The organism is Motiliproteus sp. MSK22-1, from assembly GCF_001968815.1.
Lineage (GTDB): Bacteria > Pseudomonadota > Gammaproteobacteria > Pseudomonadales > Balneatricaceae > Motiliproteus.
The window spans coordinates 15,593-28,652 of the sequence record NZ_MIEQ01000021.1 but is presented as its reverse complement, the minus strand read 5'-3'; the positions used below and the strand labels follow the sequence as shown (position 1 = coordinate 28,652).

The window sequence follows — 13,060 nt, the reverse complement described above, 5'->3', positions numbered from 1 at the left end:
GAGCAGCGAATGGAAAGTCAAAATCGCTGTTTAAGATTAAAATTAACCCATCTCCCCAAGGAAGTAGCACCTATCAGTTAGTGACTACATCTTTCATAACCTTCTCAGCCCAGTCGCGGCCCAGATCATCCATAATTTCAGGCCATACATTGGCACGTACCTTCTTGGCAGTCGCAGCAATCTGCTCAGCGGAAACATCTACGATAGTCGCACCGGCATCTGCAAGACGATTTTCGTTAGCAGCCTGATCTTTTTGAGCACTGACCCAACGACGATTTTCAAAGTCCAAAGAAACTTTGCTGAGTGCTTCCTGCTGTTTTGCATCGAGATCATTGAAGCGCTCGTTGTTGATCACCAAAAACCAGATTTCAAAGTGTGTGTTCAAAGGAACGTAAGACTTGGTGACATCCCGGAAAGAGGCAAAATAGCCTTCAGCACCTGAACCGATAACGCCATCAACCACGCCAGTTTGAACTGCTGTGAAAGCTTCTGAAAATGGCAACGGCGAGCCAATATATCCAGTGTTATCTGCCAATAACTGGAACGTCTTGATCGGAGGTACCCGTACCTTAATTCCCTTATCGATATTGGCGTCAGCCGCTCCTTCAACCTGCCTGTTCAACGCAATACCGCCAAAATAAACAGGCCATGCGGCAAGGACCTTAATATCCTGCTTCGAATACAGATCAGAAACGGTGTTACGCATCGCCGATCCTGGTGCGAAGACTTTACGTGCATCATTCCAGTCCTTCACCATGTATGGCATGTAAATTATCTGAAAACGCTTATCCACCCCTGACGCTGGAGGCTGTACAGCCATATCCACAGCCCCCATGGAGACTCTTTCCTGAACAACGGTGTAATCGCCCAACGCATTAGCGGCATAAATTTTTACTTTAATTTTTCCATCAGTCGCCTCACGTACACTTTCGGCAAACCACTTGGCATCCTTATCGATCGCCGTTCCCTGAGGGCGTACATGAGACAGTTTCAGGGTTGCCGCTTCAGCAATACCAACAGCAGATAATGACAGCGATAATGTCAGGGCTAGACGCTTGATCATCGGACTCTTCATTTTTATTTTCCTCATTTAAAGTTCAGTCGACTCAAATTTCGAGCCAATCTGTTTTCAGCGGTTTAAGGTTGTTGTTACGTTCGGTTTATAGAACTCGTACTAAGTGCATTCACAGGGCTGGATCAGTACCCCAGTAATCTGGGGAAGTATTCAGACAGGTCGGGCCACAGGGAAACCAGGAAGACCACAGGGACATAGCCAAATAAGATCAACAACATGGCCGGTTTAACAACTTCGGTAAATTTAACCTGACCGATCCGGGCACCGAGATAGAGAATGCTGGCATAAGGTGGGGTCACTCCTCCCATCGCGGTGTTAACACCAATGATTGCCGCAAACTGGATAGGACCAACACCAATAGCAGCCATTAACGGCAGTAACAGAGGCGCTGTCAGGATAATCGCAGTGATATCATTAACCACCATACCGATACAAAACAGGAAGATATTTACCAGAATCAGCAATAGGGTCTTGTCGGTTGTCAGTTCAAAAATCTGCTCTACAAGCGCTTGAGGTATATCCTCCATTACGTAGATCTGACTGAGCATCAGACTAAACAGAATCATGATCAAAATTGATCCGACAGCAGTAGCGGACTCTTTACCCGAAGCCAAAAAAGTCTTCCAGGTCAGTTTCTTATAAATCATGAAACCTACCGGCAGGGCGTAAATAACCGCTACTGCAGCAGCTTCTGTCGGCGTCATAATGCCGCCGTAGATACCACCCAGGATGATGACCGGCATCAGCAATGCAGGTACGGCATTAAAGGTGCGGCTGGATGCCTCCTTCATCAATGCCTTAAATTCCATTGGCTCATCGAGCACCAGATTGAACTTTCGCGAAACAATCAGATTGATCACGGCAAAATTGAAGGTAATTAACAGACCCGGTCCAAGAGTCGCCAGAAAACAAGCCAGAATGGAGGTTTCTGTCACCCAGCCGTAGACAATCATGGTTACACTTGGAGGGATAAGAAGTCCCAAAATTGAAGAATTGGCCACCAAAGCCGTTGCGTAGGCACGGGGATAGCCCTTCTTTTCCATCTCAGGAATAAGCAACGGACCAATCGCTGCGATACCGGTAAGTCCGCTACCTGAGATGGCACCGATAATGGCACAACTGACGGAGGCAACTACGCCTAATCCACCGCGGATCCTGCCCACAAAAACATTTACGAAATTCAGCAAGCTACCGGCGATTCCGCTGACACTCATAATGGTGCCGGCAAACACGAATAACGGCAGAGCCAACAGAACAGGGTTAGTCAGCTGACTAAACCCCCAGACCATCATCCCTTTCATGGTGGCATCACCCACCAGAGTCATCACCATCAATCCTGCACCAAAACAATAGGGTAAGGGGACCCCCAGGGTCAGCAGAATAACCAGTACAACAAATGCTAACAATGCGATCTCAACCACGATTATTCTCCTCCTGATGTTGATCCAGCGTCTTGAATTCGACTACTTCTGTGGTATCAGGGAAGTCGTGGTCGATCACCTGATCTGCCTGCGGACCACCCTTGATCAGAAAGACGGTATTTCGATACAGGTGCCAGGCAACAAACAGCGTCATTAGTAATAAACCTGTGAATAAAGCACAGTCATAGGTAATCGTAGGGAGGTAAAGCGTTGGTGTTTGCTTCCAGACCCGCAAAGCGTAAGTCAGGTAATCCCAAGCCCACCAGGTTAACCAGATAGATATGATCAGGCTGATCGATTCAGAAACCACCATCAGGACATGCCGCGCCCGTTCGGTATCCAGGAAGATTTCCAGTACGTTAGCCCTGATCTGGGTATCTTCCCGGGAGGCATTAATTGAACCCAGGATATACAGCCACAAGGTCGGTATAACGGCTATTTCTTCCAGACCCATTATCGGAGTCTCAAACACATAGCGAGTTATCACCTGTACAAACTGAAAACCGGCTACCATGCTAATCAGCAGGGTCAGCGTATATCTAAAGAAGGTTTCCATAGATTCTCTCTTATTCTGTCGTTGTTCGTCTTCGGTAAAACCCCAGAAACGTTGCTATACCGAAGACCGAATTCAGGAGGTTTATTTGCTGTGAACAAACACTCCTTGATACAGGACCTATGGTGCCGACCAAGACTAATAACATCAAATCGTATATATTAAGCACTTAATAACAAAATGTTATTAAGTTGCTGCGCTTGGAACAGCCTTATAGAGGATCAAAGAGAAGCAAATGGCCAAGTTAAGTTTCCGTCAGGTAGAAGCATTCCGAGCAGTCATGATTGCTGGAACAACCACCGGTGCAGCAGAAATTTTGTACATATCCCAGCCTGCGGTCAGTCGCCTGCTAACGGATTTTGAGGAGGCGGTAAAGGTGCCACTTTTTGTGCGTCACAAAAAGCGACTGACTCCGACACCGGAAGCTCTCATTCTTTTTGAGGAAGTGGAGAAGTCTTTCGTGGGTATCGAGAAACTGGCACGAACGGCTGAAGAATTACGCAGTTTCCATCGGGGAACGCTGCGCATCGTATCAATGCCAGCATTAGCCCAGGGGTTTATGCCGCAGGTTGTGCATGATTTTATGCGGGACCACAAAGGTGTTGCTGTTACGCTGCAGGTACGCAGTTCACAACAGGTTGCAGACTGGATATCCACTCAACACTTTGATATTGGTATTTCAGCCATTAGCGTCTCTGACCCTGCGATAGAAGTTCAAACCCTGAGCAAGAGCCGACTGGTGTGTATCCTCCCCCCAGGACACCCCCTGAAAGACAAAGACTGTATCTTTCCAGAAGACCTGCAGGGAGAAATGTTTGTCTCTCTGGGAACCGAACAGAGCGTCCGTTATAAAGTGGATGAAGTTTTTGAGAAAGCTCAGGTCAGTCGACAACTCACTTTCGATACACAGGTATCCCACGTTGCTTGCTCTTTTGTATTAGCAGGCACAGGCGTCTCGCTGGTTGATCCGATGACCGCGCTGCAGTTCGCTCCTCAAGGATTAATCGTCAAGCGCTTTGAGCCGGACATCAACTTTACCTACAACATCATCTATCCAGCAACGCGGTCAAAATCTCAGTTAGCAGTGGAATTCACTGAACTCCTTCGATCTGAACTAACCAAAGCGGCAGATTCATCCAATGGTCTGTTTGCGGTGGTGATGCCGTAATGCTGATACCCGAATGCTAAAGAAAGACTCGTTGCTAACATAACCGCTCAGCCAGCCAGCTCCTCAGCAAGCAGTTCTTTGAGTCGCTTACGACAATCCAGTACCTTACAGTTTTCCTGGTGGGGACAACAGAGTTCCAACTGGCGAATCTGCTCATCTTCAACTTTAAGCATAGAAATGAGCACGACCTCTTCCTTTTCGCTATCGGTTTTCGCCTGTTGTAACAATGTGACGGTGTCAAAACCTTCAACGAAACGCTTCTTGGCCACTGCAGCTATGCGCTCCAGATCATAGTGACCGACACATCCGGGGATTTGACAACTCATGACCCGGTCCTCGTTCTTAGGGATCCGACAGATAAGTCCGTTAGTTTATCAGCGAGCCCTCAGGGGCACAGGGGACTTTTCCGCAGCTTTCCTAGCATCCTTCATAAAATCAACTTCTCCTAATTTAAGTATAGCCCTCTGCTAACCGACTGCCGGAAAATATCTTTCTATTGTTTAAAGTTCTTACAACAGGAGCAAACACATAGAGACAAAAATATAGTAGGCTAGGGTTCTGCCTGAAAACGACACTGTCTGAACATCTGATAGTCTGAACACCGCATTACCTGAAATACAAGCGGCCTGAGAACTAATACATCTGAAATCCCGGTATCCAAATACTATTGAGGAGTCGTTCCCATTGGACAATAACGTTGAGCTTTCTCGGATAAGTATCTACCCCATTAAATCGACGGCCCCAACTCACCAGTCCCGCGCCTGGGTAGAAAACAAAGGCCTGGCGTTTGATCGCCGATTTGTGGTCACCGAGCCCGATGGCACCTTCATGACGGCGCGCAAACACCCCAAACTGGCCCGGGTTGATGCGACTCTGACGGCAGATGGGCTGTTACTTAGCGCACCTGGACAGACACCACTGGCTGTCCGTTACACTGACTTCAGTGATCGTTACCAACCTGTCCAGGTGTGGAGCGATCACTTCCAAGGCCTTTATTGCTGCTCCGATTATGACCAATGGTTCAGTGATTATCTGGACCAACCCTGCCAGTTGCTATTTATGGGAGAGCAGGCTATTCGCTCAATTGAAGCTCCAGGAAAGCAGGTTAGTTTTGCCGATGCTTATCCCTTGCTACTGATCTCTGAAGCCTCGCTGGAAGGTTTGAATGCCCGCCTCTCTGAACCAGTCAAGATGGAGCGATTTCGTCCCAATATCGTCGTCAATGGATGCGACTCATTTGCTGAAGACAGTTGGAAAACCATTCGTATCGGCGAAGTAACATTCGAAGTTATCAACCCCTGCTCCCGTTGCATCTTCACGACCCTCGATCCAGCTAATGGCAAGTTTGATGAAAACAGAGAACCCTTGGCTACATTGCAAAAATTTCGCCGGGGCACGGATGAAGATAGTCAAAATGACGTGTTTTTCGGTCAAAACCTGGTTCCCTTAAATGAAGGGTTGATAAAACAGGGAGACAGGGTCGAAATTCTGGAAACGCAACCTCCGGTCAACTATATCGACCATTCTTTGGCTGAATCATTACCCGCCTCAGAGTCAAAACCAGTGCATCAATCCAGGATTAAAAACCAAAGTAACCGACTAGCCTGGACGAAGGGACAGCAACTCAATCTGCGCTGCGTTCGTGTAATCGAAGAAACTGCTGACGTTAAGACCTTCCGGTTTCAAACAGAAACAGATCACCATGTTGACTACCAACCTGGGCAGTATCTGACCCTGTTACTCAATATCGATGGTAATGAAATTCGTCGCTGCTATACCCTGTCGTCTTCTCCTACACGACTGGGCCACTTCAGTATTACTGTCAAACGAGTCACTGACGGGCTTGTATCAAACTGGTTACACGACAATCTGCAGGAAGGCAGTCGAGTTGAAGCGATCGCACCCGAAGGCGAGTTCCACTGGTATGCCGCCGACAAAACAGACAAAGCTTTGCTGCTCTCTGCTGGCAGCGGAATTACTCCGATGCTGTCTATGGCTCGTTACCTGAGCGATACCCAGAGTGAAGCGAAAACGGTGTTCATGCACAGTGCCCGCACCGAAGCAGATCTCATTAGTCGTACAGAGCTAGACCTGTTAGCAAAACAACACTCTCAGTTATCCCTCGCCTATACCCTGACTGGCGATACAAGCAGTCACTGGCAAGGCGGCAGTGGCCGCCTGGACAAGCAACGACTGCTGGAAGTTGTTCCAGATATCTCTGAATACACTGTTTTTGTCTGTGGGCCTGCAGCCTTTATGGAATCTGCCAAAAAACTGGTGATGGAGCTCGGTGTTCCAGAACAACGATACTTTGAAGAGAGCTTCGGCTTTAACTCAGGTCCTGTAAAAGAAGCCGAGAAAGAAGTCTCCTTATTGTTCGATAGCTGGGACACTCATGTGATGGGGAATAATCAACGTACAATACTGGAACAGGGCGAAGACGCCGGTCTTGATATGGCTTATTCCTGTAGAGCCGGTATCTGTGGACAATGTAAAGTCAAAGTGGTCAGCGGTGAATATCAATCCTTTGCCGACGATGCTCTCTCAGAGCAGGAAAAGTCAGAGAATTATGTGCTGGCCTGCAGCTGTCGCCCATTATCAGATATGGTTATTGAAGCTGGATAGCAATCTGGCTTTAAGTTATCTGATTATTGCTGATAATTTAAAGCCAATTCGCCTAGCGAATATGACATTAACTCTTGGCTCCGCTGGTGCCAACATTGCTGAGCTGATAATACTGATACAACTATTCCAGTGGCCGACGATGTAGGTCTTTATGGCAGCAAATTTGTTTATCTCTATTACTGGAGACCTGCACTTTCGATTGAAAAGTTACAACCTGAATTTACTACGCTATCTTAAGTTTTTTGCCGTTATATCGTTAGTCTCCCTCTGTTCCCGTTCCCCGCTCCACCGATAAAATAACCACCATTATTTCAACTTACCGGAACCGTTTTAGCTATGTCTATCAGCCCCTCCCATCTTTTACTTGTCACTGTTGCCGCAATCTGGGGATTTGCTTTTGTTGCCCAGAGCGCAGGTATGGACTATCTGGAGCCTCACAGCTTTAATGCAGCCCGCTTTTTACTTGGCGCCTTATCGTTGCTGCCACTTTGGTTTTTGATGGGTGGTAAACGCACACCACAAGGAAAAACGTTGCTTATCGGCGGACTTGTTGCCGGCACAATCATGTTTGCTGGATTTAGCTTTCAGCAATTCGGACTGCTTCATACAACGGCAGGTAACGCAGGCTTTATTACAGGAATGTACATTGTCATGGTGCCTATCGCAGGTATATTTCTGGGACAATCCACCACTCCGCAGACCTGGAGTGGCGTAATTCTCGCAGTGCTGGGCTTATATGCGCTGAGTATCGGTCCTGACTTCTCTATCAATAACGGAGACCTGTTGGAATTGATTGGCGCCTTCTTCTGGACAGGACATGTCATCGTTATTGGCTGGCTGTCCCGCCAAGTCGATGCTATAAGTCTTTCAATCAGCCAGTTTATTGTTGCTGCTGTTTGGGCAAGCGCCTGCGCTCTGTTATTTGAATCTCCCGAGATCAATGGATTTAAAGACGCATGGTTGCCATTGCTCTATGCTGGCATAGCCTCCAGCGGTATTGCCTGTACGCTACAAATAATTGCTCAACGAAAGGTTGAGCCAAGTGTAACCGCGCTAATCCTGGCAACCGAAGCCGTATTTGCGGTCATTGGTGGCTGGCTATTACTCGGTGAGACCATTGGCACCAAAGAACTGTTAGGATGTGGGCTCATGTTAATGGGAATGATAATAAGCCAATGGCCGAGTCGCCGTTCTGATGAAGTAGCGGCTCAGCAAGGTTAATCATCCACTGGGATTCTGTGAAACTCGACTCTATTCATGCATTGATAGAGCACTTCCAGATCCCAAGGAGATCCAGGTGGAAAATAACAAATTTATAGCAAAAGAAAGTTTCTTTGGTCGTCTTCCTGACCTCAACAAAAATCGACAGAAGAAAAACCGGAATGTACTTCCCAGAACACTGCTGCTATTTATATCCTTACTGCTGACCAGCCTGTCTATGGCTGAAACGAAGTCGGATGTGTCACTAAAGTTCAGAAATGCAGGTTGCCAGGATTATAAAATATCAAAGGTTGCCGAACTCCACCGTGAAGGTGTGCGAATTTACGTCGCTTGGTGTTCAGGTGCAACAAACTATCTATTGGTGATGAAATGCGGATTTGGGTACTGCAAACTTATGAAATAGGCCGGTGTCGTTCGAACTAACAAAAAAGCATTATTAGTCTCTCAAAAACCTGCCTGGACTGGGGGGCTGACACTATTGCACGCTATCGATTGCTTCTGATCCGCGCAGTTCTGTCACCCCCATATCCAGCCAGCCCATATGCATTGGTGGTATTGTTACTAATGTCGACCGATGCTCTGGTTTTCAGCTGGAGTTATGAGCCTATATCCTGCTCTGATTATGCGAGACTTCGAACATGCTCTTGCAACACTCTCAGACCTTCTTGCCAATTCCCCTGACGGCCAAAGCCTAAACGGAAATGGCGACAGGGAGTCGACCCTAACTCCGACTTGTAAAGAGAGGAAGGCAGTAACAAAACACCCTTTTCTTCTACCAATCTGGAACAAAAAGCGTCCACTCCATCCCGCCCTAGATATTCAACGAACCCGACACAACCTCCTTGCGGTTTGTGCCACTTCAAGAGCCCGCCGGACTGAGCAATCATGCTATCGGTCAACGCCAGGTTATCAACTATAAGTTTTTTATTTGTTGCGAAAATTCGCTCTCTGTTGCGCAGCGCAATCAGAGCAAGCTTTTCGGACGGTACAGAATTACAGATCGACAGGTAATGTTTGAAATGCTCAATCTTTTCAAGCAAAGCATCATCCTGACAGGCAATCCAGCCAATGCGAAGACCGGGTAGCCCATAAGCCTTAGACATAACGTTGAGAGAAAGCCCCTTTTCGTAGAGATCCGCAACCTGCGGCGCGCGGAACTCAGGGTCTCGCTCAACACCTCTGTAAACTTCATCACTGAACAGGTAAAGTCCGTGCTTTCGACACAGTGCAACAAGTTCATCCTGTCGATTGCGGGGCAGCACAGCCCCTGTCGGGTTGTTTGGAAAGTTAATAGAGATCAATCGGGTTGTTGGACGAATAGCAGCAGCGATTTCGTCAATGTCCAGTGCCCAACCCTCTTCCTCTCGCAACCCTACACCACTAACCTGACAAAGTTGAAGCGGAACCGTTTCCGCACTTTGGTAATTTGGCGTGATAACAATTGCGTGATCGTCCTTCGACAGAAGCACATTCATCGCAGCATAAATACCCTCACCGGCACCGGCGAAGGTCAGGACATTTTTCGCAGCAATATCATTGTAGGTTGCTGCAATGGCAGCACGTAAATCCGCGGCCCCCCAAGTCTCAGTATAACCAAGCCAACTCTGTTGAAATGCGTTCCTGTCTTCCTCCGACGCCATTTCCAAAAGATCGGCCATCGACATACTTTCATTATCGGAAGCAGTCATGTGATATTGAGCGCTGAATTCCCAACACGAAAGATAAACTTCGAGTGCAAAGTTTCTCATGATTATACTTGTTCCTTTGGGTTCTGAGAGTTCTTGATTTCCTTGAGCATGTCGTAAAGCGTTGCCCGAGAGACGCCAATCACCTGGGCGACATAATCTGCCGATCCTCTGATCTGGAAAATCTCAGCCGTATCAAGCGCCGCGGTAATCGCCAGTCGGTCGTCTCGCTTCGCTGCAACAAGTGTGGTACCGCGTTCAACCAAAACCTGTCGAACGCATTCATTCACAGTCTCACGCCAGTCCTGTGAGAACAGGCCATCCTTTCCAGTCTCCTTCTGCGTATACCCCACCAGACTCATCAATTGCTTGACTGCTTCGAACTGTTCAAGCCGCAGGTTTATGCACAGCAGCCCCTCCGGCGTTCCATCCGTCTCCCTAAGTACAACGCTGATTGATTTCAACCGAGAACCATCGGAATTAACTCGTCGATAAGGACCAATCAGACTTGAATCCATCACGTCGGCCTCCAATTGAGCAAGGTCTACCAACGAACTTTCACCGACCTTTCGGATCGAAATAGGATTTTCGACATACACCATTTTCTCTGTCTTGAAGTCATGCAGAACTACCTCAATCTGACCTGGTATCAATTGCGCAATGGCTTGACAGATCGGGCTGTATCTTCCAACAAGGTCTGACATTTCTCGCCACCTCCCTAATACTTTCTCAATAGATTCATAATACTTTATGTCTTATTCTGGACTTTTTGTCCAGATATAATTATAACTACAAGAATAAAGAATCAACAACATAAGAGAACTGCCTTGAAAATCAGACCAAAGCTAACACGGCTTTTTACCGCGCTGATAGCAGCGAGCTGCGCCACTGTCACTTTTGCAAATGATATTGCCTTCTGGAATCACACACGGACAGGGGCCAACGCATTCAACAAGGTTCAGACCGAAGAGTGGTTTGAAGATGCCAGTGAGCTGGGTGTCTCCTGGGTACGCCTGGCATTTGATAAATGGAAAGGTAAAAAACGAGATTTTCTTATGGCCAACGCCAGTAATTATCAGGGCTTAGTCAATGAGGATCTGGCTGAGCTGATCCGCGCGCTGGACTGGGCACATTCAAACGGATTGAAAGTGGTAGTGGCGCCTCTGTCTCTGCCGGGTACCCGCTACAGCCAGAACAATGGTTTTAAATATGACAGTCGACTCTGGAAAGATCGCACCTACTGGAAAGCAGCCATGACCTACTGGCACGATCTTGCTGCAGCGCTCAAGGACCATCCCGCGATTGCAGCCTATAATATTCTCAACGAGCCTGCACCTGAACTGCATACGGGTGCAGAAGAGCATGGCGCGCCCGGTAACACAGAGCGCTTTGACCTATGGTATGCAGAACATAAGGGAAGTGCTGCCGATCTTTACGACTTTTATAGTCAGATCATTCCAGAAATTCGCTCAGTTGATAGCGAAACACCGATCATGGTAGATGCGGGCTGGTACGCTCAGCCTTCAGCATTCAGCTACTGGCCCGCTGCTCTGGCAGATGACAAGGTACTCTATACCTTCCACATGTACGAACCCTACGCCTTTACCTCCCATGAAAACTTCAACAAGAATAAAGAGCTAAGTTACCCTGGCAGTATCCCCTTTGTCGGATCAAAACAGGATTGGAATAAAGAGGTTATTCGCAGTTACTTACAACCCTTCTACGACTGGGCCAGGGCCAATGAGATCCCGAATAACCGACTTGTGGCAGGTGAATTTGGCTGCTACCGCCGCAACAATGGATGCCAGCAGTATCTGACCGATCTCATTGATGTGCTGGAGGAGCATGAAACCCACTGGGCTTTCTATTCCTTTCGTGAAGATGAATGGGATGGCTACGATTATGAGATCGGCACCGGCAGCCTACCCTGGGATTATTGGAAAGCAATAGATCGAGGGGAAACCCCTGAAGTCCCACGCAACGATAATAAACTTTTCATGTCGATCAAATTACGGCTCAGGTAAAAAAACCTAAAACTGGACTGCTCGTGAAAGCATAACGGGCATCCTTTCCCGGCGTGTACTACCCTGCTTTTTATTTGCCTGCTCTGCGTTTATTCAAAGCGTTAGCGTCCAACCTTACCCTCCGCCAGAGCCGGTATACGGACAAGGTGAAAATGACCTGTACCCGTTTCTTTTCCACCGTTGAGGGCGGCTGAACGTTCCAGCTGATTCACGGTGGCATAAACATAACCGTCACCGCCAAACGAGATACCATCAGGCCAACTCTGTCCATCAGGCAGTTCTGCGACAACCTTGTAACGACCTGGTGTCGTTACGCCAATCACATGGGCTTCGATATCATTGATATAGACATTGCCTGACCCATCAACGGTAATACCATCCGAATAGGGTTTCGGTCCGTATACTTCGATCTGATCAGAAACATCATTATAGTCGAATGCTGAAGCAGGCAGCCGATAAAGGGTGTGACCATGCATTGCTCCAAAATAAACCCACTCAAAATCCGGATCGATTGTGATCGGGTTAACGGCAAAACCACCTTCAAGATCGGGTAACAGAGCCGCGTTACTCTCGGCAACACGTCGAGCAGCTCCGGTTTCGAGATCAACAACGATAAATGCAGGAATCGGTGCGCTTTTCAAATCCCCTTGTGTCATATCCGCGATAATGATCCGCCCGCGCTTCTGATCCAGTGCAAAATCCTGAATAAAACTTGTAGGGCGCAGCACTTCTTTAGGAATGTCGATCCGTTTGATCTCTTTATTCGTTCGTGTGTTCCAACCCCAAAGCTGCTTCGCGCCCAAGTCAAGAATCCAGGCGACACCATCAGCATCCGTGCGTACAGAAAGCGGAGCTTTGAAAGCCGAGTTTTCTCCGACAGCAATTTCCTTATTGGGGAAAGCACGCTGCTCGCCAGTGGCAGTGATCTCGACCATTTTTATAGAAGGATGTGCCAGCGGATGTACCGTCATCAGAATACGTCCATCCGGAGTAATCGAAGGATTTCCCGGCCGAACATCAAAGTTGGCTATAACCTGAGCTACTGGCACAGTGTCCTCAGCCTGTGCCGGTAACGCTACTGTTAACGCCGAGATCGACAGTGCAAGTAAGATCTTTTTCATGGTTTCTTTTCCTGTAAGACGGGTATCAGCCAAAGCACTATTAAAGGTTCCACAAGCTGTAAAGGCTCCAAAAGCTGTTGCAATCCTGGACGGTGCCATATCCTGGCAGGCATGCCGTTCTGTGCCAGTCATATCAATGAGAATTGAGTGGAGTCTAGGCATAAATG

12 protein-coding genes are annotated in these 13,060 nt (G+C 47.8%); 5 read left to right on the top strand and 7 right to left on the bottom strand.

All coding sequences use genetic code 11. From position 1 onward, the window contains the following. Positions 1-73: 73 nt before the first annotated feature. The 3 genes from dctP to BGP75_RS02765 form a co-directional block, all read right to left on the bottom strand. The gene (gene dctP, locus BGP75_RS02775) at positions 74-1,075 is read right to left on the bottom strand and encodes a TRAP transporter substrate-binding protein DctP (RefSeq protein WP_083704590.1); all 1,002 of its coding nucleotides are present in this window, start codon (positions 1,073-1,075) and stop codon (positions 74-76) included. A gap of 122 nt (positions 1,076-1,197) precedes the next feature. After that, positions 1,198-2,496 (bottom strand): TRAP transporter large permease, encoded by a 1,299-nt coding sequence (locus tag BGP75_RS02770; protein ID WP_076714870.1) that lies wholly within the window; start codon positions 2,494-2,496, stop codon positions 1,198-1,200. After that, entirely contained in the window at positions 2,489-3,052 is a 564-nt protein-coding gene (locus BGP75_RS02765) for a TRAP transporter small permease (RefSeq protein ID WP_076714867.1), read from the bottom strand. Before BGP75_RS02765 ends, BGP75_RS02770 begins: the two co-directional genes overlap by 8 nt. A 232-nt stretch (positions 3,053-3,284) precedes the next feature. Here BGP75_RS02765 and BGP75_RS02760 point away from each other — a divergent pair, with 232 nt between their 5' ends. Next, positions 3,285-4,217, top strand: a complete 933-nt coding sequence (locus BGP75_RS02760; RefSeq protein WP_076714865.1) for a LysR substrate-binding domain-containing protein — start codon at positions 3,285-3,287, stop codon at positions 4,215-4,217. A 47-nt stretch (positions 4,218-4,264) separates the two neighbouring features. On the opposite strand, the gene BGP75_RS02755 is transcribed toward BGP75_RS02760, so the two are convergent. Next, positions 4,265-4,543, bottom strand: a complete 279-nt coding sequence (locus BGP75_RS02755) for a hypothetical protein (RefSeq protein ID WP_076714863.1) — start codon at positions 4,541-4,543, stop codon at positions 4,265-4,267. A gap of 358 nt (positions 4,544-4,901) precedes the next feature. On the opposite strand from BGP75_RS02755, the gene BGP75_RS02750 reads away from it, so the two are divergent. The 3 genes from BGP75_RS02750 (at position 4,902) to BGP75_RS02740 (ending at position 8,466) form a co-directional block, all read left to right on the top strand. Continuing rightward, positions 4,902-6,842: a hybrid-cluster NAD(P)-dependent oxidoreductase gene (locus tag BGP75_RS02750; protein ID WP_083704589.1), complete on the top strand. Its 1,941-nt coding sequence runs from the start codon at positions 4,902-4,904 to the stop codon at positions 6,840-6,842. Positions 6,843-7,178: 336 nt separating this feature from the next. Then, a complete protein-coding gene (locus BGP75_RS02745) occupies positions 7,179-8,063 on the top strand; it encodes a DMT family transporter (RefSeq protein WP_076714859.1) in 885 nt (294 codons plus the stop codon). A gap of 76 nt (positions 8,064-8,139) precedes the next feature. Beyond that, on the top strand, positions 8,140-8,466 hold the full coding sequence (locus BGP75_RS02740) for a hypothetical protein (RefSeq protein ID WP_076714857.1): 327 nt from the start codon (positions 8,140-8,142) through the stop codon (positions 8,464-8,466). Between the two features lie 217 nt (positions 8,467-8,683). Here the strand turns inward: BGP75_RS02740 and BGP75_RS02735 are convergent, their stop codons facing one another. Further along, positions 8,684-9,811: an aminotransferase class I/II-fold pyridoxal phosphate-dependent enzyme gene (locus BGP75_RS02735; protein WP_076714855.1), complete on the bottom strand. Its 1,128-nt coding sequence runs from the start codon at positions 9,809-9,811 to the stop codon at positions 8,684-8,686. A 2-nt stretch (positions 9,812-9,813) separates the two neighbouring features. Next, a complete protein-coding gene (locus tag BGP75_RS02730) occupies positions 9,814-10,452 on the bottom strand; it encodes a transcriptional regulator (protein WP_076714853.1) in 639 nt (212 codons plus the stop codon). A 123-nt stretch (positions 10,453-10,575) separates the two neighbouring features. Here BGP75_RS02730 and BGP75_RS02725 point away from each other — a divergent pair, with 123 nt between their 5' ends. Next, positions 10,576-11,772, top strand: a complete 1,197-nt coding sequence (locus BGP75_RS02725; protein WP_076714851.1) for a glycoside hydrolase family 5 protein — start codon at positions 10,576-10,578, stop codon at positions 11,770-11,772. A gap of 101 nt (positions 11,773-11,873) precedes the next feature. Here the strand turns inward: BGP75_RS02725 and BGP75_RS02720 are convergent, their stop codons facing one another. Beyond that, positions 11,874-13,055, bottom strand: coding sequence for an L-dopachrome tautomerase-related protein (locus BGP75_RS02720; RefSeq protein ID WP_198939256.1), 1,182 nt, complete (start codon positions 13,053-13,055; stop codon positions 11,874-11,876). Between the last annotated feature and the right edge of the window lie 5 nt (positions 13,056-13,060).